The organism is Cystobacter fuscus DSM 2262, assembly GCF_000335475.2.
Taxonomy (GTDB): Bacteria; Myxococcota; Myxococcia; order Myxococcales; family Myxococcaceae; genus Cystobacter; species Cystobacter fuscus.
On the sequence record NZ_ANAH02000004.1, the window covers coordinates 214194 to 238293 of the forward strand.

Genomic DNA, 24100 nt, shown 5'->3' on the forward strand with positions numbered 1-24100 from the left:
CCCCCTCAACCCTGGGTGATGTAATTGCGACCCTTGTCCTCGAACTCCTTCACCCGGGCGGTCGCATCCTGCTTGGTGATGTAGCCCTTGCGCTTCTTCGGGTCCTTGTTGTCCAGGTTGATGTTCTGCGTGTAGGCCTTCGTCCCCGCACTGTAACAGATGTGCTCTTCCGGCTTGCCCACGGCGGCGGGACAGAGAATGGCCATATAGACATCGCTCAACGTCCGCAGCGGTCCGCGGGCCTTGATGCAGCGGCTCATGTAGAGCTGGACGTAGTCGAGCTGCTCCAGTTCGGTCATCGCCCGGAGCTCATCCAGCGTCTTGCCGAGCTCCGAGGATCCATCCTTGGTGAATTGGATGAGCCCATACGCCTGGGCGCCTCCGGTGTGCTGCACCTTGGCCGAGAACTTCTCTCCCGTCTCGAAGGCCATACAGGCCATCAGATGATTCGGGTCGATCCCCAGCACCGCGCAGATGGCCAGCACCTTGTTCTTGAACTCAGGCTTCACGAGCGGGTGGGTCTCGTAGATGAGCTTCCCCTCGGTGGAGCGCGGCGCTCCACCGAACTCGATGGCGAGGACGGGAACGGCGTGGGACAGCACCTTGCCGCCATTGCTGGCGACGACGGCCTCCAGCCGGAACCTGCCCGCGCCCCTCACCCGCTCCACGTCCTCCTCGTCCACGAGCCGGGCCCGCAGCACTCCCTGTGCATCGCAGTACCCGCCCTTGCCCTTCGGAAGGTCATAGCGAAGCCGGAGGATCGTCAGCGCGATTGGCTCCGGGAGGTTGGAGAACTTCTCGTACACGCGGAACTCGAGGACGGCTCCGTCCTTGCCCCCGTTCGGCATGTGGTGGGCATGACACCGGAACTGCACATGCGAGGTGTCATCGGTGAGCTCGATGAAGCTCCTCTCCAGGCCGCTGAACCGGGGCACCGCCTCGTAGTCGAGGGAGAAGACAGGCGGAGCGGCCACCAGTTCCTCCCAGAGCATCGCGCCTGGATGAGAGACCTTGCCCTGGAGGCTCACCTTCTGCCCCAGCAGGCGCTTGTCCGACAGCGGCACCAGCGCCTCGTACAACCGCGGGTTGTCCTGCGAGGGCGAGGCGGTGAGCTTCATGATCTCCTCGGGAGGCCGCGCGGGCGGCGGGTAGCTCGCGGGGCCTCGCGCGTCACTCACCTGGTCTCGCGCGGACGGGGTCACCTGCCCGTGGACAGAGAAGACCGGCGCCGCCGCGCGCCAGTACGAGGGGTCTCCAATGAGCTTGATGGACACCAGCAGCTTGTCCTCGCGCACGCCCACCCGCACGTCGCCGAAGTCCGGCGTCCGGGTGGGCCGGAACGTCAGCTCCTTGGAAGCGAGCGCGGTGGCCAGCTCCTTGGGGGTCTTCTGCTGCTTGGGACGAGGTGCCCGGGGATTCCTCGGCGGCTCCAGCCAGAGCTGCTCATCGTCGAACTGGAGGAAGCGGGACTCGTCGTAGTCGAACACCGCGCTCAGGGGCACGTACTCGTCGGTGCCCGACAGCGTCTTGGGGACTCGCAGCAGCGCGAAGAGGTTCTCGCGCTCCACCTTGTCCCCGGGGAACAAGAGCGACCAGAAGAACGTGGACGAGGGCGCGTCCACCTGTGACGGCGGCCCGAGGCGGTACATCACGGGAATCTCATAGCGATCGTCCATGACGTGAACGGCCCACCGCCAGAGGGACAGCTCCATGGGCAGCTCGAAGCCCGGCTCGATGCCGTCCACCTGGATGCGAACGGAGGTGGAGCCCAGCTCGAACCCCGAGAGCACGGGACGCTTGAACCCGAGGGCGCGCGGCTTCTCCCAGACCAGGTAGCACTTCTCCTCCCCTTCCGTCTCCTGGAGGAGCTCCAGCCGCAAGTCGTAGGTGGTGCCGCCCTGGCGTGCCCCCAGGTCGAGCAGCAGGAGGGAACCCTCGCTCTCCGCGCAGCCGATGCGCCAGTGCATCACTTCGTCCCGAGCGGCCCAGTCGAAGGTGGCGAAGCGCTGGGTCTCCGGTGCCATCTTCGGCTTCTCGTCCTTCTTGAGCTCCTGCGAGTGGAGGACGGAGAACACGAGCTTCGCGTCGCGGAAGACCGGGTCACGCTTCGGCTTGAGATCGAGGCGCCGGCCGAAGAGGAGATTCGAGCCCAGCTCCAACCCGTCGAGCCTCAGCGGGTGGTCGAACTCGAACGGATTGGAGACGGTGCACCCCTTGGCGAGCGGGAAGTCCGGGACGACGGTGAGCTCGGACCTGCCCTTGCCGAAGAGACCCGCCTCGAAGACATCGACGTTCACCTCGACGGTGCAGGAGGTGCCCTCGATGCGCATGGGCACGCCGACGACCGAGTGATTCCGCGGATCCGCGTGGAGGCTGGTGGTCTTGAACAGGACGTTGCACACCGTGTCCGAGGGCAGGTGCTTCTGCGTGCCTCGCAGCGTCAACGTGCAGGTCCGCCCGTTGCGCCGGGAGCCCACCAGCTTGAGCGTCAGCTCCGTGGGGGGAACGGTGACGAGCCGGAGCACGCTCTCCGAGCCCGGGGTGATGCGCAGCTCGAGTTTCGTCGTCATGGGGGCCACATCCCCTCGCTCTTCATGGGCATGTTGATGCCGTCCTCCGGCCACATGCCGAGGAAGGAGCCGTGGACGTCCCGCATCGCCGGTTGCTGGAGCGGCTCGGGCAGCGAGCCCTCGGCCTCGGCGCGCAGGTCCGCATCGCCCTTGGCGACGGGAACGGCACGGACCATGAAGCGTTGCCCCCCCTTGAGCGCGACCGAGACGTCCCTCAGGTTCACCTCGGCCTGGAGGATGCCATCCGGGCGCGTCACGCCGTACTCCTTCACCCTCGACTTGTAGACGAGGGTGTTCTTCGCGAGCTTCAAGGGCCGCGACGTTCCGCCCCCTCCGTCCGCGGGCGCGACGAGCTCGAACTTGAAGCCCCGGCCCGAGGGAACGGCGAACGTCTTCAGGGACACCCCCAGCATGAACGGGTCATCCGGCCTCGGTTTGAGTTCGAGTTCGGCGCCGCGCTGCGTGTCGTAGACCACGATCTCCGAGGGCTCGACGTCGATCCGCTCCGTCTGCAACGGCACGCGCTTGTTCTTGGCCTCGGCGGAGATCTGCAACTCGACATCATTCAATCCCTCTCCGCCGAACTTCACCTGCCTCACGAGGTAAAGCCCCTGGGGAGAGGATTGAACGCTCGACTTCGCCTTCTCATCGAGCTTCTGCTGACCAAGCGTGATGCGCGACCCGGTCGCCTTCCAGAAATGCTCATCGGCTCCCAAGAGGGGGACAGTGATCTGGATGCCCGTCGAGGTGAGCTGAACCTCCGGAATCCCGAACGAAGGCTGTTGATGCAGTTCCTCCGCATCGACGGTCGACCACAGCTCCAGATGACCGGCACTCGCCTGGCTCCTCAGCTCCTCCACGTCCACCTTCTCGGCGCGCTTGCCCAGCGTCTCCGTGCGAGACAGGCGCGGGTCATGCAGATGACCCCCATTGGGGAACAGGCAGCCGAACTGCACGACCAGCTTCTTCTCGGGCGGGAGGGTCTTGCGGAGCGCGGAGAAGGCCTCGTGGGCATCGAACTCGATGACAATCTCTCCGGGGTGCTGGCTCGCCCGTGGCTCCTGCACCCGAATGAGGACGGCGCCCTTGCCCGCCTCCTCCGCGTCCTGAATCCACCCCTCGTCCTTCGCCTGGGCCACCACCTGGCGCAGCACGTCCGGGTTCAGGGACCTGAGCACGACGGACAGGCCATCCGCGGAGAGCGCGGTCAACGCCAGTGCCTGGCGGGGACCGTACATGCACTGGATGCGCTCGACCGCGTCGACCAGCTCCCACGCGAGCGGGGGCTCGGTGCTGGCCGCGCCCTTGGCGTCCTTGGCCGCCGCGTCGAGGAAGGCCTTGTAGGTGAAGTGTTGCGAGACATAGGTGTTGGCATCCTTGACCGCGCCCCGCTTGACGTAGCCATCGAGGACCTGGAACCCCCTGGCCTCGCTGAGCGCCAGACTCTCGCGCCCCTCGACGGGGATGGCCACCGAGGCCACCTGGAACTCGAGCGGTGGCGCGGGCGCCGGTGGCTCGGCACCTGGCTTCTGCTTGCCCGGCTTCTTCGGGGGAACCTTCTTGGGCTCCTCCGCGCTCGCCACGCGCAGGAGCACCCAGCCCCGGATGCTCCTCGGGCAATGGTCGCGGAACGCAATCCGCCACGAGAAGGAACCATCCTCGTGGGAAGTCAGGCCCGCCGACTCCCGCGCGGACAGCAGCACCGGCTCGAGTCCCTTCAGCTCCAATTCCCCCAGCGCCTTGGCCCCCGTGGCATCGAGCTTCCAGGCGCCCCACCCGGGGAACTCCAGGGGATACAGGGCCGTGCCCTCCCGGGCCTTTCCCAACGGCAGCTCATAGGTCCGCTTTCCATGGGTCACGCGCGCCGTCACCGACTCGGTGGCGCCACCCCGCTGGATCGCCGCGAGGTAGATGTGATCCCCGACCCGCATCGGCGGGTATTCCGGCCGGGCCGGGACCCACCCGATCGCGGCGAGCGCCTTCGCCTCCTCGGACAACCAGGGCTGGGTGTCCGCGAACCGGACGAGGCCGTGGTTCGTCAGCAGCATCAACAGCCAGGCGAAGGTGACCGGATGCGGGTTGTCCAGGAGCGTGTCCTTCGGCAACTGCTCGCCGTCGGGCTGCTCGGCGAACAGCGACTTCTCCTGGCCTGGCACGCCCAGCACCACGGTCTCCTGGTGCGCCCACCAGCCCACCACCTCCGAGAGTTCCTTGATGGCGCTCTTCGCCGCTTCCTCGTTCTCGGAGTTCACGAGGGTCTTGCCGATCTGGAGTTCCTCGTAGAAGCGCAGCTGGGCCTCCACCTGTTTCGCGATGCCCTCGGGGAGCCACGCGTTGAGGTGCCGCAGGACCACGTTGCGCCAGCGGACGGAGGCCACGTTCTTGAAGTGCGCGGCGTCGCGCTTCAAGGCGTCCTGTCCGCCACCACTTCCGGTCTGGAGCAGGAGGCGGCTGGGATCCGCTGGCTCCACGAAGACCTTGCGCGCGTTCGCGGGCAGGCGGATCCGCAGGTGGGTCTGCTTGCCGTCGTAGTCGACCAGCAGTTCCCGGGAGGGCGGCTCGAACGTGAGCTTGAGCTGGTAGGCCCCCGGGGGCAGGGCGTCCTTGTAGTTGGTGATGAGGAGATCAACGGGGTAGCTGGGCTCGTCTGGAATCCCCTTCCCCGAGGACTCGGGCTCCTCGGAGGAGAACGGGAGCGTCGTATAGGTCGCGAGGATCTCCTGGAGCGTCTCCGGGCTGTAGGTGTTCCGGAAGTGCTTCAGGCGCGCGTAGTCCGGCCCGTTGGCGTGCTTCGATTGGGGCGCGAGCGCCAGGACCTGATCGATGATCTCGTTGCCCTCTCCGGACTCGTCCTGGGGAGGCTCGAAGAAGTTGTTCCGATCCTTCTCCTCGAAGAACTTGAAGAACGGCGCGCCCTCCGCCGACAGCCCGAGCTTCTGCTCGGCGAACTTCAGCAGCTTCTCGATGGAGCTGTTCTGGCTGGGCGCGAGGATCTCCCAGTGGAGGAAGCCGTCGCCCGTCGCCCGGCTCTTGTCATCCAGGTACCCGAGCACCTCGCCGGCCCGGACCATGAGGAAGGGCTGGGCGAGGGTGATGACCTTGCCCGCGATGAGCGCCTCGTGGAGCTCGGTCACGTCGCGATCCGGCTTCCTCCAGACGGCGGACACGCCCTGCGTGCCCTCGCCGAGGTCGAGCGGCTCCGGCATCCCGAGCCCCGCGCCGATGACGGAGAACTGGCCTCCTGGCTTCAGGACGATGTCCTCTTGCGCCGGGCTGCTCGCCTCGGGTGGCGGCTGAAGCCAGCGCACCTGACCGAAGGCCGGATGCTTGGGATCGATCACCACCAGGGAGCCCTCGCGGCGCGCGAGCGTCTTGAGCCAGGCGACATCCCGGTACGTGTTGGCGTCCTTCCAGTCCGGGGGCAGCAGGTGCATGTAGAGGCTGTAGAAGGTGAAGCGCTCCGGCGCGCTCGCGCCCGGCTGGGAGCCCTCGCCCTTGGGTGGAATCACCTCGACGTCGTGCCGGACCAGAACGAAGGAGTTGTGGTTTCCCACGAGCTCCTGGGCGAGCTTGTTCTTCTCGTGGCCCGCCTTGGCCGCTTCGCTGGATTCCGCGGACGGAAGGGCATTCGTCAGCCGGAGCGCCACGATGTGGCCAGGCGCCAGGCAGCGAACCTCGCGCTGGCCGGTAGGCGTGACGGGGGGAGTCGGCTGGGCGGTGTTCTTCGCGCCCTTCCCGGAGCCCTGCGCCTTCGTCTCCTCCGGCTTCTTGGGAGGAGGCGGCGGGGGTGGCCGCTCCGGGAACTGGGAGCGCTCCAGGTGCACCCCCGAGTGGAGCGTCCGATGGCCCCCGAAGGGGAAGAGCCCCATCTCGGACTGCTCCGCCGTCACGTAGCCGTTGACGGGGCGGAAGCGCACCTGCTGGCCATCGAGCGGCAAGGAGACGGAGCGCATCACGTTCGTGTAGACGAAGTCGGGAGGCACGCGCGTCGACTTGTGCGAATAGATGAAGGTGCCCCCCTTCGCGCCGTCCCCCCAGTAGTCCATGAACAGATCATCGACCCGGCTGAAGGGGTTCTCCTCGAACAGCTTCCGGGCGCGGATGAGGATCAACGCCCCCTGGGCCTCTTCCCACGCCCCGGGAATGACTCGGATGAGGTCGTGCTCGTGCGTCAGCTTGCGCTCGGCGACCGCATCCACGTCGTCCGGTGCATCGGCTGTGGGCGGAAAGAAGATGGCCGCTCCCTTGCGAGCGGCGATCTTGTTTCCATGGGTCGCGGGATCCGCGACCGCGAGCCAGAGATGCCGGCCACTGTCATCGGTGATGTAGGCGTAACCGATGATCAGGATGAGATGGATGGGCGCGCTCTTCTCGGTGGAGAAACCCGAGTAGAAGATGACCGGGTTGTTCGAGGTGAGCGCCTGGAGGAGGGGGTCCAGTCTGGCCGCGAGCTGACCCGGATCGTTCGCGATCTGGATGGCCTGGGCCTTCCGGCCGGGCTCACCATAAGGCAACACGACGCCACGCGAGAAACCAAGAACCTTTGAGGCACTGTAATCAGGTCTACTCACCCCGATTTCGGGTGGCTTGATGACAGCGACATCACCTTGAGTGTAATCAGGGTTCGAAACCGAATAGCCGCTGAGATTGCAGTGAACCGGAGGCTCCCTTGGTTTCGTGTGAAACGCTCGATCTCCGTTCGGATAACGAAGATCGACGAACCAGCCCTGCCTGCCACCATCCCAGTGGGTGATGAGCCTGGATTCGAAATCATCGCCTCCCTGCAAAACCTGATAATAATTGTACGCCATGGAGCAGGAAGTCCGACCGCACCAGTCCGGGGGTCCACCCGGGTAATGCTGCCCAAGAAGGGGAACCTTGAGGATGTGGTACTCCTCCAGCCTGGCGAGCAGCTTTTCCGGAAGCTCATACTTCCAATCCGGCAGATACCTACTTTTCTTCATGTCTCGTACCCATGAGGGGAACCCCTCATGCTCCCCCCTGCTCGTCAAACAACGGAATCCCGACAGACGCATCGCTTGCACGGCCCGCTCAAGAGATTGCGCTCGGGGTGGCGATTCACACCGGCCAACAACTCAAGGCCCGCCCTCTTTACAATTGTCGTGCTGCTCCGCATATCTGTGCAACTTGAACGTATAGGCCATATCGTTCAGGTACCCAATATCCTTGCGGCCTTCAGGCAGCTTGAAGACCATACGGGTCGGTCCTTTCCCATAGGCGTGCTCAAGAGACAGCTCGAGTTCGTTATCTCGCCTCGACACGGAGGTGACCCAAAACGTCTCTCTTCCTTCTGCCCCCTTTTCACGCAGCATCATCCAACGACCGTGGATGTCCGGAACGAACTCGAGCAGATAGGGCGTCTTGAGACAATCGTTGAACGGCATCGAGAGCAGACCCTGACGACCCGGTCTGAGCAGGGCCCATGCAGAGGGGATACCGCTCAAGATCGCATGGGAAGCATCATCAAGTACGAATCGACCGAAGGGGATGTCCTCTTTTCTAGCATCTACCCCCTCCACCCCCGCGAAGAGCGCCTTGTCCATCACCGGAGTCGAGGGAAAGGAGTTTCGTTCGAGGACATCCATCTTCAACTTCGTCGTCTCCGGATCGAGTTGGTGTTTGCCACGGTAGACCGTGACATTTTCCGGGTCCTTCACCGCGATGATGAACAGGTCTTTTCTTGTCTCGACTCGAATCTTGACATCCCGGAGGAATCCTCCCGCCACTTCCCAGATGCAGACATTCGCCCCGCGCAAACCGCAGTAGGTCGAGAAGGTCCGCTTCGTGGCGCCCGTACCCTTGAAGCCCTCCAGGAGCCGGAAGTTGCGCTCGAAGAAGAGCTCGCCGAGCAGCTTCGGCAACTCCGCGTCCTCCGGAGCCAGCAGCGCGGCGCGCAAGGCGCTCTCCTCGCGGCGCTCGGGCTTGAGCATGGGGTTCTTCGCCTCGGCCCTCAGCGTCTCCACCGAGGGCTTCTCCGGTCCCACCAGCGCCACGGCGGCATACCCCTCGTAGTCCCCGCAGCGCACCTTCATCCACTCCGCCACGGCCGTGCCCGTCACCGCGCACTCCGTCCCGATGGGCGCCTTGACCAGCACCTCCGCGTCCTTGGCCGCCTCCTTGCGCAGGTTGACGGACGAGCCCTGGACGTAGACCTTTTGCGGTACGCCGGCGTCTTCCCCAGTCGCGGCGAGCAATAGCGTGAGCAGTACTGTTTTCATCTCGATGACCCGAGGGGGTGATTCCCCGCCGGGTCATGATGGCACGCCCCCCCTCGTGGAGCCTAGGTGGGGTGGCGTTCTCCTCCCCGTGGAGGGCTCACCACACCCGCAGGCGCAGCAACTGGACGGGCCACACGGTGCGCGACACGCCTCCGTTGAACAGCGCCACCCGGTCCATCTGCGGCACCGGCAGCCACAGCCACCCGTCCGCGGCGAGGAAGGGCGCGTCCACCCAGTGCAGCCGGGGATCCGCGACCAGCGTCACGATGCGTCCATCCGCCGTGCGCTTCTTGATGGCGTCCTCGGCCAGGTCGCTGAAGTACAGGTTGCCATGCGCGTCCAGCGTCGTGCCCCCCGTGGGCGGCAGGTCGGCCCAGGGCTGCACGTGGGACAGCACGGCCTCGGGCGACAGGCTGGCATCGTCCAGCCAGCGCGTCTCGATGCGCGACCACGGCCCATGCAGGGACGCGAAGTACAGCCACCGTCCATCCGGGCTCAGCTCCAGCGGATCCGCGTGCACCCGAAGCGGCGCGCCATCCGGCCCATTGAGCACCTTGCCCTCCAGCACGATGGGCCTGTCCGCGGGCGCCGTGACGGCCGCGGCGTTGTCCAACACCCGCCGCGCCGCGCCCGTGTCCAGGTCGAGCACGATGAGCCCCGGACGGCCCGCGTCCGTCAGGTAGCCCCGGTTGCCCTTCAGGCGGATGTCATCGACATAGCTCGTGGGCGTCGCGATGTCCGAGCCCAGCGGGTACACCCGGACCACCTGGCCGTTCTTCAAGTCGATGCGCACCACCTTCGCCCCACCCGGCAGGGGCGCTCCGCCGAAGTCGGGCGAGCCCGTGTCGATGACCCACAGCGAGTCCTGCGGGCCCTTGTGGATGGCGTTGATGTTCACGAAGGCCGCGCTCGCGTCCTGCCCCGGCTGCCACGCGTTCCAGCGCGCATCGGGGTAGGCGTGGGGCTGGCCCCGCGCGTCCAGCACGCCGAGCGCCGGCCCCGTGGAGCCCGTCCACCGCGGCCCCGCGACGAACACCTGTCCCTCGTCGGACAGGGCCACGCCGTTCCAGATCATCCCGTCGCTCTCGGCGGCGACGACGAGCGGAGAGGTCGTCGCAGTGGACACAGCGGGCAGGGCACATGCGGTCAGCAACAGGCTCGTGACGAGCGGAAAGGTTCTCATGGAAATGCTCCTCGATAGGGACGGCACAGGCACCGTCACGGGAGGGAAAGTGTTCGAAGCGCCCCCGTTCCGAAATCGACAGTTCTGAATTCGCGGTATGCGTTCGCGCATGCCATCGAACCAGGTGAAGGACGTGAGCGCTCTTCAGTGGGACGACCTCAAGGTGTTTCTCGCCATCGCGAGGGTGGGCTCACTGGTGGGCGCGGCGCGGACCCTCGGCCAGACGCAGCCCACGATGGGACGCCGGCTCCAGGCGCTGGAGAAGGCCGTGGGCTGCAAGCTGATGCGGCGCACCGCCGACGGCTTCGTCCCGACCGACGAGGGCAAGGCGGTGCTCGCCCACGCCGAGCGCATGGAGGAGGAGGCCGTGGCCTTCGCGCGGCGCCTGGCGGGGCGGGACAGCGAGGTGGAGGGGACGTTGCGCGTCTCCAGCTCGGAGTGGTTCGCCAGCCACGTCCTGGCCCCCATCTTCGCCCGCATCCAGCTCCAGCATCCCCGGTTGGAGGTGGAGCTCATCACGGAGACGCGGCTGTTGAACCTCGACCGGCGCGAGGCCGACCTCGTCTTCCGCTTCCGCCGCTTCGAGGAAGCGCACATCGTGCAGAAGCGGCTCACGCACATCACCTACGAGGCCTATGCCTCGCGCGACTACCTGGAGCGGCGGGGGCGCCCCGATCCGTCCACGGGCGGCGCGGGCCATGGGCTCATCACCATGGACCTGGCGTTCAACCACCTGGCGGACGTGGGCTGGCTCACGGGGCGGCTGCCCCAGGCGCGCATCTCGGGGCGCAGCAACAGCCGCGACGTGCAGGCGAGGATGTGCGCCGCGGGAGGGGGCATCGCGGTGCTGCCCCGTCAGCTCGGGGATGGGTTGCCGGGCCTCGAGCGGGTGGACCTCGGCGAGCCGCCTCCCGGCCGGGACATCTGGGTGGGCTATCACCGGGACTTCCAGCGCCAGCCCCGGCTGCGCACCCTGCTCGACGCCACCGAGGCCGCCTTCGCGTCGGCCCCCGACGGCCAGTCCCTCACTCCTCCTGGAGGAAGGAGACGGTGAGGGGCGTCGTCATGCCGGGCTTCACCTCCACCCGCCGGATCACCGTCTTCGCCAGGGTGGGACTGGTGAGCGTCACGGTATAGGTGCCCACGGGCAGCTCCAGCGCCTTGTCCAGGGGCGTCGTGCCGCTCGGCCGCCCATCCACGGAGACGACGGCATAGACGGCCTGGGGGTGCGCGCGCACATCCAGACGGCCCAGCGCCGCGGGGAAGGGACGTCTGGATTTGACGGAGCGCGCGATGCGCTCACGGGTGGCGGGCGGAGGCGCGGCGGGCTCCGCGAAGGCAGCCACTTCCTCCACCCCCAGGGCCAACTCCCGAGGCACCTGCTCCAGGGCTCGCGGGGAGGGCTCGGTGGGAGGAGTCGCGGAGAGGGCCCGCGGCAACTCCACCACCGAGGACTCCACACGCTCCCGGGCCGTGCTCCGCTTCCACGGCAGCAGGCCGCCACCCGCCACGAACAGCAGGCCGCCGACGAGCACCTGCCGCGTCCACGACCAGGCCCCGGGCGGCGGTCGGGTGCGCGCGAGCGTCTGCGCCAGGGCGGGCGGGGGCGGGTACACGGGGAGGGCCACCGCCAGGGGAGCCACCGGGTGCTCGGACAGCGTCGTGAGCGCGCCCGACTCGGCCCACCCATCTGGGAGGGGGCGCCACTCGGGAGTCGAGTCCAGGGCGCGCGCCGATGCGCTCTCCCGGGGTGGGGCGATGGGCGCGAGCCGCGGGGGGCGGGGCGCGACGGCCCGGGAGAGCCGCTGCGCGGGCAGGCCCGTGCCCGAGGTGGCCCGGTGGACGAGCTGGGCCACCTGCTGCGTCGTCACGGTCCTGCCCTCCGCGAGGATGAAGTCCTCCAGCTCCGTCTGGAGCGCATGACAATCCGGGTAGCGCTGGTGGCGCTCCCGGGCGAGCGCCCGGTCGAGGATGCGTTGGAGGGACTCGGGCACCTCGGGCCGGGAGTGCACTGGGGAGTGCACCAGGGGCACGGGCTCCTCGCGGAGGCGGGGATTCGTCGACGAGGGCTCGTGGAGCGTGAGCAGCTCCTGGAGCACCACCCCGAGCGCATACACATCCACGCGCCGGTCCAGGTGCCGGGCGCGCAGTTGCTCGGGCGCCATGTACGCGCGCCTGCCCGGGCCGATGCCACCGCGGGTCCGATGGCTCCGGCCGGAGGCCCGGGTGATGCCGAAGTCCACCACCTTCACCGTGCCCTGAAGCGACAGCAGGAGGTGATCCGGGCTCACGTCCCGGTGGATGAGGCCCAGGGGCTCGCCCGTGTCCGGGTCCACGAAGTCATGGGCGAAGGCCAGCGCCTCACAGGCCTGGGAGATGAGCCGGGCACAGACCACGGGAGGCAGGGACAGGCGCCGGGCCGAGGCGCGCCGCACGAGCGTGCGCAGACTCGGCCCATCGACGTACTCCATGGCCAGGAAGGAGGAGCCATCGGCCTCGCCGAAGTCGAAGATCTGCACGATGTTCGGGTGGGTGAGCCGGGCGGCCAGGCGGGCCTCGGAGAGGAACAGCTCCACGAAGGAGGGCTCCCGGGCCAGGTGCGGCAGGATGCACTTCACCGCCACCGTCTTCTCGAAGCCCCAGGGCCCGGCGGCCTTGGCGAGGAACACCTCGGCGGTGTCCCCCACGGCGAGCTTGCGGATGAGCTGATACTTGCCGACCTGCCGTGTCACGAATCCGCTGCCTCCTCGCCCCCATCACCCCCGAACACGGGGGGGCTCGAAGGAGCCCGGTAGAGAAGGACGCTCATCGAGGTCCTATTCCGCCTCGGTGGGAGGGCCTGCGGTGGTCCGTCAGCGTGCTCGGAGAGCGTCCGGCCCGGCGATCGCTCGCGCGGTGGTGGCCCGGCTCAGCGTCATCGCGCTCGAGAAGCCGGCGGTGTAGGGCATGCCCTCGTAGACGACGCTCACGGTGCCCGCGTAGTTCAGGGTGATGACCTCGTCCACGAGCGTCGCGGTGCCGCTCGTCACGACCAGGGTGGCCGCCAGCACCGTGCCGTCCGGGAGCGTCACGTTCTCCGTGCAGGACGTGTTCGGCACGAGCGTGGCCAGCGCGTCCTCCACCTCGGCGGGCAGCGCGCACCCGCCTTCACTCGTGAGGAGGATGTCGGCGGTGTCTCCCTCGGTGACGCGCACGGTGTCCGAGCGCGGCTGGGTGTTGTTCTGACCGGCGAAGGAGAAGGTCACCGCTCCCGTCGCGGTGTAGGTGCCCAGGAAGGGCTCGAGATCCCGGGCGCAGCCTGGACCCAGGGCGAGCGCCCCCACGAGGAAGATGGAGCGAAGGTTCATGTCCGCGCTTCCTAGCGTGGGGCCTCGCGCGCGCGCACCCGGCCGTCCCGGCGAGGCGGGCCGCGTGTACCGCAGCCAACGGAGTGGGGCCGGCGCCCGGGGGTGGACTGGGGATTCGTCGACAGCTGCGCGCGCTCAGGCCTCGCGCTCGGACTCCTCGATGAGCGCGCGCATCAACTCCGCCGCGGGCAGGCCCCGCGACAGCGCGGCGGCCTGTCCCGCCCACAGCGCCATGTAGCGGGGGTCCCCTCGCGCCGCCGAGGCCGCGCGCAGCGGCGTGGTGGCCGCGTGCTGGAGGGGAAAGGGAAGGATGTCCGGCGAGTCGCTCAGGGCCTCGGTGAAGTCATTGGCGAGCCCCCGGGCCGGACGGCCGGAGAAGGCGCGCGTCACCACGGTCGCGTCGTCCTGCGCCTCCCGGAGCGCGGCCTTGTAGACGGGAGCGATGCCCGACTCCGGGCAGGTGAGGAACGCGGTGCCCAGTTGCACGCCCGCCGCCCCGAGCGCCCGCGCGGCGCGGATGCCCCGCCCATCCATGAGGCCTCCGCTCGCGACCACCGGCGGGCCCACGGCGTCGGCCACTTGCGGCACCAGTGCCATCGTGCCCACCAGGGACTTCTCCACGGGCCCCGCGAACGTGCCCCGGTGTCCCCCGGCCTCGCTGCCCTGCGTGACGATGAAGTCCACGCCCGCGGCCTCCAGCAGCTTCGCCTCCCGCACGGTGGTGGCCGTCCCGGCGAGCACCATCCCCCTTGCCTTCAGCCGCGCGAGCACTCCCGCGGGCGGCACCCCGAAGACGAAACTGACGACGCGCGCGCCGCTCTCCGCGACGGCGTCCACCTGCTCCTCGAAGGAGGGCATGGGGGAGGTGGGGGGCTGGGGAGGGGCGAGCCCGAGTCGCGCATGGTAGCCCGCGAGCACCGCCAGCATCCGGTCCGGCGCGACCTCGGCGGGCGGCGGCGGGGGCACGAAGAGGTTGATGGCGAAGGGGCGATCGGTGAGCTCGCGCACCCGCCGCGAGTGCTTCACGATGTCCTCGGGCTTGAGGTAGGCCGCGCCCGTCGAGCCCAGTCCGCCCGCGTTCGACGCGGCGGCGACCAACTCCGGGGTGGTGGCGCCCCCCGCCATGGGGGCCTGGATGATGGGATGCTCGACGCCCAGCAACGCGGCGAGCCGACTCCAAGCGGTGGACCGGTTCATACCTTCCTCCTGGGAAACTCCGACTCTACAATGTGCCGGAAAGCCCATCCGCGGTAGCGAATCGTTCAGATGCGAGTCATCGCCCGAAGCGATGGCTCGCCCCGAGCCCTCCGCGCCGCGCTCTCCCTCGAGGTGCCGACATGGACGCAGCCGAACTCAAGGTCTTCGAGGCCGTCGCCCGCACGGGGGGAATCGGCCGGGCGGCGCAGGAGCTGCACACGGTGCAGTCCAATGTCACCGCGCGCATCCGCCGGTTGGAGGAGGAGCTGGGCGTGCCGCTGTTCGACCGGCACAGCCGCGGCGTGAAGCTCACCAGCGCGGGGGAGCGGCTGCTGCCCTACGCCACCCAGGCCGAGCGGCTCATGAGCGAGGCGCGCCAGGCCGTGGCGGACGGCCCCGAGCCCCACGGCACGCTGAGCCTGGGCTCACTGGAGACGACCGCCGCGCTGCGCCTCACGCCCATCCTCGTCGCGTACACCCGGGAGTGCCCCCAGGTGGATGTCTCGCTGCGCACCGGCACCACCCAGGGGCTCGTCGCGGACGTGCTGGAGCACCGGCTGGAGGGCGCCTTCGTGGCGGGGCCGGTGCGCCACCGCGAGCTCCTCGAGGAGCCCGTGGTCACCGAGGAGCTGGTGCTCGTCACGGCGCCCGGCGTGCGCCTCGAGGATCTCCCGGGGATGAGCGGAGGCCCCAAGGTGCTCGTCTTCCGCACCGGCTGCACCTACCGCCAGCACCTCGAGCACTTCCTGGCCTCGCGCGGGCTCAAGGCGCTGCGCACGCTCGAGCTCGGCACGCTGGATGGCATCCTCGGCTGCGTGAGCGCGGGCATGGGCCTCACGCTGCTGCCGCGCGCCGTGGTGGAGGCGGCCTGGCGCGCGGGCTCGGTCGCCGTGCATGCCCTGCCCGCCTCGCGCTCGCGCGTCACCACCGTCTTCATCCGCCGGCGCGAGGGCTTCACCTCCCGGGCCCTCCTGCGCTTCATCGACTGTGCCCAGCGCATCCACGGGGGCCGCTGAGCCCCTCAGCCCTCGTCGTCGAAAGTCTTCCTCAACGGCACCGGCAGCTTGAGCGACAGGACGAGTCCGATGTCGCTTCCATAGCCGGGTTTGTCACCGGGCGCGGTCGCCACCGGAATCCCGATGCGCACGCCGACCGACAGCAAGCCCAGACTGAGGAAGGGTTGCAGATGCAGGCTCGTCGTCGCCGCGCCCTTGGCTCCGGCGCGATCATGGGCCACACCCAGCTCGGCGCCCAGGATGAGGGTGGTGGCCTGCACACCGGCGCACAGGCGGTGGTGCTCGCCGTTGATGGACTGCCATTGGCCGAAGATCCCCACCCCCGCGATGGGCTCCGCCTTGAAGAAGGCATGCAGGCTGAGTTCCGCGCCGAGCCCCATCGCCGCCCCCCCGGGGCGCACCGTCCCGCTGAAGAGGAACCCCCCGCTGAGGTAGATATCCCCGGGCTGGGGGAACGAGGCCGGGATCAGCCAGGGCGACAACGCCAGCGCCTCGGCCGAGGCGCATAGCGCTCCCACCCACATCGGTCCGCGACACGCCTTCCACGAGGCTCGCATGGTGCCCCTCGTCTCCAGGGCGCTCACGCTAACCCAGGCGCCCACGCGCGCCCGGCGTCAGATGGTCAGGCCGATGGAGAGGTACGGGCCCGGGAGCACGTCCTGGTGCACGACCCCATCCACCAGGCCGGCATCGTTGAGCACCAGCATCCGCATGCCGGCCCGGAAGGCGAACAGCTTGTAGCCGAAGTACACGACCACCCCGCCCGCCGCGTCGAGCTGACGGTAGGGCACGGGGGTCAGGTGCACCCGCCCCTCCAGGGCGAAGAAGTCCGACAGGTAGTACTCGGCCGAGACGCCCACGCTGGGGCCCACGAAGGTGATGTCGGGCGCCTGGGCCATGGACAGACCGCCCTCCAGCCGCAACCGGCCACTGTCGCCCTTGAGCGCCGCCCACGACAGGTGCCCCGACAGCAGGGCGAGGGAATCCGTATCGCCACTGCCATCATCCGCGCGCAGGCTCAGTGCGCCCGCGCGCAGCATCAGGCCGAGCCGATCCCCCTCGAAGCCCAGATGGAGCGCCGCCCCGGCGCCCTCCCGGAGGATCTGGAAGTCGAGCCCGAACAGGAAGTTCTTGTAGCGGTGCGACAGGTACTCGTCCGCCGCGGAGACCACGGAGGGGGGCGCGGGCTCCACGTAGTGATAGGCCGGCGGCTCGACGTAATAGGAGGGGCCCGGGTCGACATACACGACGGGAGGCGGAGGCGTGTAATAGCGAGGCCGGGGCTGGTAGCGGGGCCGCCCGCGCGGACGGTCGTCGCGCCCGGAGTCGGAGTCATGCGAGGGCGAGGGAGACGGAGCGGGAGCGTTCACCGGAGAGGCGTCGTGCGTCCTCGAGCCCGAGTCGCGCGAGTCCCGCGTCTCGCGCGAGTCGTCCCGGGACTCCGTCGTCGACGAGCTCTTGCCGAAGCGGGCCTCGGCCTGGGGAGCGGCGAGCAGCATTCCGGTGAGCACGGCGGCGGACACGAACGGGAGGCGAATCATGGTTTCCTCGGGGCGGCGAACGGCCTGTGTCCCCTGACTCGCCTGGCTGCCTTTTATTCAACGACACCCACCCGAGGTTAAAACAGCCCTCATGAACTGGTACGACGCGGTGGTGGTGGGCGCGGGCTTCGGCGGGCTGGCCACGGCGCTCGAGCTCACCCAGCGTGGCGCCCGCGTCGCGCTCTGCGAGACCCTCAACTACCCGGGCGGCTGCGCCAGCACCTTCCACCGGGACGGCTACGCCTTCGAGGCCGGCGCCACCCTCTTCTCCGGACTCGGCGAGCAGCAGCTCTTCGGCCGCTGGGTGCGCCAGCTCGGGCTGGACGTGACGGTGGACTGGATGGATCCCCTGGTGGAGCTGCGCACCCCGGGCATGCGCCTGGACGTGTTCCGCGACCGTGAGCGCCTGCTCGCGCGGTTGTGCGCCTTCCCGGACGCTCCCGCCCGCGCGCTGCGCGACTTCTTCACCCTGCAACGGCACGTGGCCGATGCCCTGTGGCCCCTCTTCGATGAGCCCACCCTCCTGCCCCCACTCGACGTGCGCGCGCTGCTGCACCATGCCTCGCGGGCCCTGAGGTACACGCCCCTGTTGCGCTGGATGGGACGGCCGCTCGGCGCCGTGCTGGAGCACCACGGCCTGCTGCGCTTCACGCCCCTGCGCACCTACGTGGACGCGCTCTGTCAGATCACCGTGCAGTGCCCCGCCACCGAGGCCGAGGCGCCCTTCGCGCTCGCGGCCATGGACTACTACTGGCGCGGCACCGGACACGTGCGCGGCGGCATCGGCCAGCTCGCCCGGGCGCTCGCGGGGGCCGTCTCCTCCGGGGGCGGCGAGGTGCTGTACGCCAACCGGGTGAAGGCGCTCGAGCCCGTGCCGGGAGGCTGGCGGGTGTCGGCGCGCCGGGGCGAGCTGCTCGCGCGCCACGTGGTGGCCAACGTGCTGCCCCAGGGGCTGATGCGCCTGCTCGGACGGCCCGCCGAGCAGCTCCCCTCGCGACTGCGGGAGCTCGCCGGACGCGTGGCCGAGGGCTGGGGCGCGGTGATGTTGTACCTCGTGGTGCGAGCCCCCGAGGCGTCCCCTCCGGGCCCCCACCACCTGGAGCTGGTACGGGACGAACAGGCCCCGTTCATCGAGGGCAACCACCTCTTCGCCTCGCTCAGTGGCCAGGCCGATACGGGCCGCGCGCCCGAGGGCCACCGCACCCTCACGGTGTCCACGCACGTCGCGCTGCGCTCACTGACGGATCGGCCCCCCGAGGAACAGGCCCGCCTCGTGGCCTCCATCCAGGAGCGGATGCGGCGGGGGCTCGGGGAGCTGGCGCCCGAGTGGCTGGAGCACGTGCGGCACGAGCTGCCGGCCTCGCCGCGCACCTTCGAGCGCTTCACCCAACGCGAGGGCGGTGCCGTGGGCGGAGTGCCGCGCCGCGCCGGACTGCACCACTACCGCACGCTCGGCCCCAAGCCGGTGATGGATGGGCTGTGGCTCGTGGGGGACTCGGTGTTCCCGGGGCAGAGCACGCTGGCCACGGCGCTCGGCGGCGTGCGCACCGCCGCGTGCATCTCCCGCGGCCGCTGAACCGTAACGATTTTGGGGAAACAGGCCCCGTTTCTAACGATTTCTACAAAGACCTGACCCAAATTCGAGCCGAAGGCCTCCAGCTAACGATTTCTCGCTGCCCTTCGTTCGCCCCCGCTAACCCGGGCCCCGGCACCCGCCGGGCGTCGCGCCCCGCTCCTCGAGCAGCCTCGCCACCTTGCGCCCCTCGCGGTCCTCGCGCCCCCGCGCCACGTCCAACGGTCGCACGCACTCCCGCGTCTCCGCGTCCAGCGGCGCGCCCTGCCCCACGAGGTACTCCACCAGCCGCGCTCCCGCCTGGGCGGCCGCGCGATGCAGCAGCGTCCTCCCCTCGCCGTCCGCGAGCCGCACGTCCAACCGCCCCTGCTCCAACAGGAACGCCGACAACTCCTCGTCATCCTGGCTCACCGCGAGCCGCAGCAGCCACTCGAGGTTCTCCCGCGAGAGCGTGCTCCACTTGCGCATCGCCCAGTCATGCAGGAGCGCGGACGTCCCCGCCTCCGTCCCCGCGGCGAGCGCCGTGGACAGCCGCTCGAACGCGATGTCCGGTGGCACCCGCCCCTCATGCAGCAGCCGCCGGGCCTCCTCCCCCCGTCCCTGGCCCAGCAACACCGCGAGCGCCTCGCCCGAGGGATCCGTCGCCCCCATCGCCAGGAATAGCTCCACCATCCAGGGCCCGCCCTCGCTCAACGCCAGGGTGAGCGCCGTGGGCCCCTGCCCACTCGCCGCGCGGACACTCGCCCCTCGTGACAACAGCCGCGCCGCCAGCGTCCAGGCGTGCGTCCGCAGCGCCAGCACCAGGGCCGCGTCGAGCTGCGGCCCCTCCAGCTCGCGCTCCCTCAAGCCCTGCTCGAGCAGCTCCCGCGCCAGCCCGTCCAGCTTCATGTCCACGGCGAGCCGCACCGGGGCGAACGGCTCTCCCACCGAGGCCAGGGGCTGCACCCCGAGCGACAGCAGCGCCCGCGCCGCCGGGGCGTTGCCCGCTCGGATCGCATGCGCGAGCACGTCCAGCCCCGCGCCATCCACCGCATGCGGGTTGGCGCCCCGCCGCACCAACACCTCGAGCGTCCGGGGATCCGCGCACCGCGTGAGCTGCACGAGCACGGGCCCCATCCGCTCCGCCACCTCCTCGGGAGACAGGCCGGACAGGGCGGACTCCAGCAGCGCGGGCGTGCCACAGAAGCGCCGGGCGAGCTGCTCCACCACCTCCACCCGCTGCGCCCCCGTCCACGCCGGCTGCCGGAGCAGCTCCCCCAGGGCGTGCAGCGTGTTGGCGCCCAGCGCTTCCAGGGGCTCGCCGGCCCGCGGACGTCCCTCGAGGAACGCGAGCACCGGGGCCACCCGCGCCGTGGCACCCCGCGACAGGAAGAACCGGGCCACGTCGAAGTGCCCCCGGGAGACGGCCACGGTGAAGGGAGGATCCGGCTCCACCCTCGGCTCGGCGGTCTCCCCGAGCGGCGGAGGCGGCTCCAGGATGGCGCCGTGCTCGAAGAGCCAGGCCGCCACCTCCACGCTGCCCGCCGTCCCCAGGAACGGCGCGCCCGTGACGTCCTCGCCCAGCAGGTTCGCCCCCGTCTCCACATAGCGCCGCACGAGCGCGAGCTGCCCTCCCCGCACCGCCAGCGGGAAGTAGTCCAGATCCTCCTCGAGCTGCTTCCACACCTCGGGACGCTGACGCTCCAGGTGCTCGAGGAACGTCCGCTCGCCCAGCGCCAGCGCCAGGCCCGCGAGCGACACCGCCCGGGGATGCTCCGGCGTCGCGCCCACGAGCCTCCGGGGGTCCTTCTCCGCCGACAACGTCAACGGCTCCGCGCCCCGGTCCACCGCGAGCATCGCCACCGCGGGCCGCCCCGCCACGAGGGCGATGCGCGCGCTCTCCTGCAGCAGCGCCCGCACCTCGCCCGGCGGGCTCCGGTCGATCAACAGCGCCACCGTGTCCCGAGCCCCCGCCTCGGCGGCCTTCCACAGCAGGGCCTGCCGCCAGCCCTGGGCGAGCGGCTCCAGGTTGTCGAACAACCAGCGCACCACCTCGGTGCGGCCCTCCGCGGCCGCCGCCAGGGCCAGCTCCGAGGGGAAGTCCTCCCCGGTGGGCTTCCAGTGGCCCAGCAGGGCGAGCGCCTCCCGCTCCTCGCCCCGCGAGAGCACGTGCCGCAGCGCCTTCGGCCAGCACGCGGCGCTCGCTGGGGACGCCCCCGCCCGCTCCAGCAGCAACAGGGCCGCCGCCGGGTGGGGCTCGCACAGGACGAAGTCGAGCGCGCTCATCCCCGGCCGCGCGGGCTCCAGCGCGGAGGCCCTCGCCTCCAGGAGTCGGCGCAACGTGGGCACGTCTCCGCGCCGGGCCGCGTAGCCCAGGGGCGTGATGCCCATCCGGTCCTTCGCGCTCACCCCGAGCCCGAGCGTCAACAACTTCTCCACCGCCACGACGTTGCCCGCCGCCGCGGCGTAATGCAGCGCCGAGCGGCCCGCCGCGTCGGCCGGCCGCGCGTTCAGCTCCCGCCGGGTGAGGGCCTCGAGCCCCTCCCCCTTCAGGACGCGCCACGCGAGCGCCGAGGGAGCGAGCAGCTCCGCCGCGGCGTCCACGCTCGCGCCCGCCTCCAGCAACGCGGGCAACGCCTCGAGCCGTCCTTCCCTCAGCGCGGCGCGCAGCTCGCCATTCTTCCGGGCCCGGGCGATGAGTCCCTCCCGCTCCGGCGAGTCCACTCCCCCCAGCTCGCTCTGTCCCCACACCGCGCCGCGCTCGATGAACAACGCGGCCACGCCGAGGTGACCCTCCTCGAGCGCCATCCGCAGCGGGGTGCCTCCCCGGGACGGCCCGCGCGCCGGTTCCTCCGCCTCCAGCACCGCCCCCCGGTCCAGCAGCCACGCCGCGCTCTTCTCCGTGCCCCCGAGCGCCGCCCAGTGCAGCAGCGTACGGGCCTCGCGCTGGCCGAGCAGGGACTTGAAGTCCGACGGGTTGCGCGCCGCCAACACCTCGAGCTCGGGGAGATCCTCCGTCAGGAGGGCGCGCACGTAGGGGGTATGGTCGAGCGCCCCCTCCCACTGGGAGAAGGACACCCCGTCGCGCCGCAGGCGGACCTCCTCCGCGCGCTGCCCGGTCTCCGAGGCCCATCGCAAGAGGAAGCGCGCGTGCGCCCGCGTCAGCGCCTCCTTCACGGGCTCGGAGGTGGCGCGCGCGATGAAACGCTCGCGCACGAGCAGCGCGCCCGAGGACACCAGCGCGTCGACCGTGGCGGCATGCCCTCCGCGCGCCGCGAGCGAGAGCGCGCAGTGGCCCGCCGCGCCCTCGGTGTTCACCTCCGCGCCCTGGCTGATCAGCTCCCGCACCATCTCCACGCGGCCCTTCTGGGCGGCCAGCATGAGCGCGGTACGGCTCATGGGCGTGCGGGCTTCCAGGTCCACCCCCGCCTTGGCGAGCACGGTGGCCATCCGGGGCTCGGCGGTGAGGGCGGCGTAGTGCAGGAGCCCCAGCCCCCGGTCATCCACGGCGTCCCGCAGCCCCGGCTCCTCCTTGAGCACCGCCGCGAGCCGCTTGCGATCCTGGGTGAGCACCGCCAGGTGGGCGGGGCTGATGCGCAGCGCGCCCCACACCTCGGGAGCGGTGCCGGCGACCAGCTCCTCGAGCACCGCCCGCTCCCCCTGCTCGGCGGCGCGCTCCAGGAGGAAGTGCAGGTGGGCCGCGCGCAACGCCCGGAGGATCTCCGGGGGCAGCGGGGAGGACAGCAGGGCCGGATCCTCCAGCGGCACCCCCGCGCGCACGAGCACCTGCACGCTCTCGGCATCTCCCAACTGCGCGGCCCGCACGAGCAGCCGCTCCGGCCGCGCGTCGAAGTCCTCGAGATCCGGCGCCAGCTCCAGCAGCTCGGCCACCAGGCGCGGGCGGCGCAGCTCCAGGGCCTCGTGCAGGGCGGTGCGGCCCTGGGCATCCCGGCTCGTGGGCCGCGCGCCGTGCCGCACCAGCACGCGGAGGACCGCCGCGGCGGCCCGGGGATCCTCGATGGTCATCGCCTGGGACAGCAGCGCGCGCCCATCCAGGTTCGCCTCGCCGCACGCGACTCCGGCGCTCAGCAGGGCCTCCACCGACTCGGCCTGTCCCGCCTGCACGGCGCGCAGCAACCACTGGTCCCCCCGGGTGGCCAGCTTCTCCTGGCCCTCCGGGGACGCGAGCGCCTGGGCGAGCCTCGCCTCGTCCCCATTGTCGATCTCCCGCTCCACCGGGCTGCGGCACCCGACGAGGGACAGGGACAGGGGAAGCACGAGCCGCCAGACGCGCGAGCCAAGATACATGGAGCTCAACATAGCGCGAGACACGGCGCGCCACCCGTCCGCGCGGAGGGTAAAAGTGCACCAGTGCTCGAATGCACAGCGGAGGCCAGCGGGCCCCGTGCATCAGCCCAGGAGGGGGGACGACGCGATACAGGGTTCCCGCGCTGTGTCTCCCACCCCGAGCCCGGTCACGACTCCAGGGGCGGACTGTCGAGGCCCCGGAGCTGTTCCTCGGCCATCCGGCGGTATTGCGGCACGATCTCCACGCTTTCAGTTCTCCATGAGGGGCCACGGCTCGGGCGTCTGGACGTTCGTTCACGTTATCGGATAGGTTGGCCCGCGCCATGCGGCACTTCTTACCTCCCCGGTCTACCCTGCTGCTCGTTCTCGTGGCGTCTGTCGCCATGGCGAAGGAACGCGAGCCCGTCTCTCGCAACCTCTACCTTTCGGACAGCCCAAGGGACGAAGTACGCCCGGTGTACGTCGCGGGTGAGATGGTCACCGTTCTCCGGTTCCAGCAGCCCTGCACCGAGGCAGGAACGAAAATGCTGGGCTGGGAAGGTCGATTCGAGCCCGTGGTGTGTGTCGGCAAGAGAGTGCTTATCGAGCCGCTCCAAGACCTCAAACCAGAGGATCGCTTCCTCCTGGTGGTGACGCTCGCGGACGGGAAAGAACTGCCCTTCACCGTGACGGCACGTGAGGGGCGCTTTGATCACCAGGTGAGCGTGTTCCTGAACCTCGAGACCCCAGAGGCAGCTCGCAGGCGACTGGCAGATGCCTACGTCAGGGCGCGCACGCTTGAAGAGGAAAACGAACGACTCCGAAAAGAGCAAGCCTCCACCAGTCATGCCTACGCATCACTCCTGGCCAGCGGCGCAGCGAAAAACACGCCATTTCGTCGCGAGAGCAAGTGGCGAGTCGATCTGGGGGGCGCCGTGGTTGATATCTCTATCTATTCCGCCAGGAAAATGCAGAAAGCGGCTGTCCTGTTTCATGTGACCAATAGTCAATTGGACGTGCCTTGGAGGCTGAAGGAAGTCCAGCTATCGGCCATGCGCGGCAGACAATCCCACGAGGAGCCCGTGCGAACAGGCGAGAAAAAGGATCCGGCATGATGGCCTTCAGCAAGCCGTCGTTCTCCTGGATCATCGGATTGTAGAGGAAAAGG

At 69.8% G+C, this 24100-nt stretch carries 14 protein-coding genes; 4 read left to right on the forward strand and 10 right to left on the reverse strand.

The genetic code is table 11. The features are described from left to right. Positions 1 to 5 precede the first annotated feature (5 nt). The 4 genes from D187_RS05520 to D187_RS05535 all read right to left on the reverse strand — a co-directional run bounded on the left by D187_RS05520 (position 6) and on the right by D187_RS05535 (position 9992). Positions 6 to 2570 (reverse strand): hypothetical protein, encoded by a 2565-nt coding sequence (locus tag D187_RS05520; protein ID WP_063724953.1) that lies wholly within the window; start codon positions 2568 to 2570, stop codon positions 6 to 8. Next, positions 2567 to 7087, reverse strand: a complete 4521-nt coding sequence (locus tag D187_RS05525; protein ID WP_155893184.1) for a hypothetical protein — start codon at positions 7085 to 7087, stop codon at positions 2567 to 2569. The genes D187_RS05520 and D187_RS05525 overlap by 4 nt, the downstream gene beginning before the upstream one ends. A 579-nt stretch (positions 7088 to 7666) precedes the next feature. Continuing rightward, complete coding sequence (locus D187_RS05530; protein WP_002621319.1) at positions 7667 to 8809, reverse strand: SH3 domain-containing protein; 1143 nt, start codon at positions 8807 to 8809, stop codon at positions 7667 to 7669. A 97-nt stretch (positions 8810 to 8906) separates the two neighbouring features. Continuing rightward, positions 8907 to 9992: an L-dopachrome tautomerase-related protein gene (locus D187_RS05535; RefSeq protein ID WP_002621320.1), complete on the reverse strand. Its 1086-nt coding sequence runs from the start codon at positions 9990 to 9992 to the stop codon at positions 8907 to 8909. A 109-nt stretch (positions 9993 to 10101) separates the two neighbouring features. Here D187_RS05535 and D187_RS05540 point away from each other — a divergent pair, with 109 nt between their 5' ends. Continuing rightward, a complete protein-coding gene (locus D187_RS05540; protein WP_002621321.1) occupies positions 10102 to 11046 on the forward strand; it encodes a LysR family transcriptional regulator in 945 nt (314 codons plus the stop codon). Here the strand turns inward: D187_RS05540 and D187_RS05545 are convergent. The 3 genes from D187_RS05545 to D187_RS05555 form a co-directional block, all read right to left on the reverse strand. After that, complete coding sequence (locus D187_RS05545) at positions 11018 to 12724, reverse strand: serine/threonine-protein kinase (RefSeq protein ID WP_002621322.1); 1707 nt, start codon at positions 12722 to 12724, stop codon at positions 11018 to 11020. The genes D187_RS05540 and D187_RS05545 overlap by 29 nt on opposite strands. Before the next feature lie 120 nt (positions 12725 to 12844). After that, the gene (locus D187_RS05550; protein ID WP_002621323.1) at positions 12845 to 13339 is read right to left on the reverse strand and encodes a hypothetical protein; all 495 of its coding nucleotides are present in this window, start codon (positions 13337 to 13339) and stop codon (positions 12845 to 12847) included. A 135-nt stretch (positions 13340 to 13474) separates the two neighbouring features. Next, the gene (locus D187_RS05555) at positions 13475 to 14536 is read right to left on the reverse strand and encodes an NAD(P)H-dependent flavin oxidoreductase (RefSeq protein ID WP_002621324.1); all 1062 of its coding nucleotides are present in this window, start codon (positions 14534 to 14536) and stop codon (positions 13475 to 13477) included. A gap of 140 nt (positions 14537 to 14676) precedes the next feature. Here D187_RS05555 and D187_RS05560 point away from each other — a divergent pair, with 140 nt between their 5' ends. Further along, positions 14677 to 15552, forward strand: a complete 876-nt coding sequence (locus D187_RS05560; RefSeq protein WP_002621325.1) for a LysR substrate-binding domain-containing protein — start codon at positions 14677 to 14679, stop codon at positions 15550 to 15552. Positions 15553 to 15557: 5 nt separating this feature from the next. On the opposite strand, the gene D187_RS05565 is transcribed toward D187_RS05560, so the two are convergent. Both D187_RS05565 and D187_RS49460 read right to left on the reverse strand, forming a co-directional pair. Beyond that, positions 15558 to 16109 (reverse strand): hypothetical protein, encoded by a 552-nt coding sequence (locus D187_RS05565; RefSeq protein WP_155893185.1) that lies wholly within the window; start codon positions 16107 to 16109, stop codon positions 15558 to 15560. Between the two features lie 57 nt (positions 16110 to 16166). Then, complete coding sequence (locus D187_RS49460) at positions 16167 to 17093, reverse strand: hypothetical protein (protein ID WP_002621327.1); 927 nt, start codon at positions 17091 to 17093, stop codon at positions 16167 to 16169. Between the two features lie 91 nt (positions 17094 to 17184). Here D187_RS49460 and D187_RS05575 point away from each other — a divergent pair, with 91 nt between their 5' ends. Next, on the forward strand, positions 17185 to 18669 hold the full coding sequence (locus tag D187_RS05575; protein ID WP_002621328.1) for a phytoene desaturase family protein: 1485 nt from the start codon (positions 17185 to 17187) through the stop codon (positions 18667 to 18669). 117 nt (positions 18670 to 18786) lie between these two features. Here D187_RS05575 and D187_RS05580 read toward each other — a convergent pair whose 3' ends face one another. Further along, on the reverse strand, positions 18787 to 22953 hold the full coding sequence (locus D187_RS05580) for an ankyrin repeat domain-containing protein (RefSeq protein ID WP_002621329.1): 4167 nt from the start codon (positions 22951 to 22953) through the stop codon (positions 18787 to 18789). Between the two features lie 323 nt (positions 22954 to 23276). Here D187_RS05580 and D187_RS51940 point away from each other — a divergent pair, with 323 nt between their 5' ends. Continuing rightward, on the forward strand, positions 23277 to 24047 hold the full coding sequence (locus D187_RS51940; protein WP_076606092.1) for a DUF2381 family protein: 771 nt from the start codon (positions 23277 to 23279) through the stop codon (positions 24045 to 24047). Positions 24048 to 24100 lie beyond the last annotated feature (53 nt).

Coding starts and splice junctions, on each gene's coding strand:
- D187_RS49460 (WP_002621327.1), bottom strand. CDS start 17,093: ATGATTCGCCTCCCGTTCGTGTCCGCCGCCGTGCTCACCGGAATGCTG.
- D187_RS05580 (WP_002621329.1), bottom strand. CDS start 22,953: ATGTATCTTGGCTCGCGCGTCTGGCGGCTCGTGCTTCCCCTGTCCCTG.
- D187_RS05520 (WP_063724953.1), bottom strand. CDS start 2,570: ATGACGACGAAACTCGAGCTGCGCATCACCCCGGGCTCGGAGAGCGTG.
- D187_RS05540 (WP_002621321.1), top strand. CDS start 10,102: ATGCCATCGAACCAGGTGAAGGACGTGAGCGCTCTTCAGTGGGACGAC.
- D187_RS05535 (WP_002621320.1), bottom strand. CDS start 9,992: ATGAGAACCTTTCCGCTCGTCACGAGCCTGTTGCTGACCGCATGTGCC.
- D187_RS05560 (WP_002621325.1), top strand. CDS start 14,677: ATGGACGCAGCCGAACTCAAGGTCTTCGAGGCCGTCGCCCGCACGGGG.
- D187_RS51940 (WP_076606092.1), top strand. CDS start 23,277: ATGCGGCACTTCTTACCTCCCCGGTCTACCCTGCTGCTCGTTCTCGTG.
- D187_RS05555 (WP_002621324.1), bottom strand. CDS start 14,536: ATGAACCGGTCCACCGCTTGGAGTCGGCTCGCCGCGTTGCTGGGCGTC.
- D187_RS05565 (WP_155893185.1), bottom strand. CDS start 16,109: ATGCGAGCCTCGTGGAAGGCGTGTCGCGGACCGATGTGGGTGGGAGCG.
- D187_RS05550 (WP_002621323.1), bottom strand. CDS start 13,339: ATGAACCTTCGCTCCATCTTCCTCGTGGGGGCGCTCGCCCTGGGTCCA.
- D187_RS05575 (WP_002621328.1), top strand. CDS start 17,185: ATGAACTGGTACGACGCGGTGGTGGTGGGCGCGGGCTTCGGCGGGCTG.
- D187_RS05530 (WP_002621319.1), bottom strand. CDS start 8,809: ATGAAAACAGTACTGCTCACGCTATTGCTCGCCGCGACTGGGGAAGAC.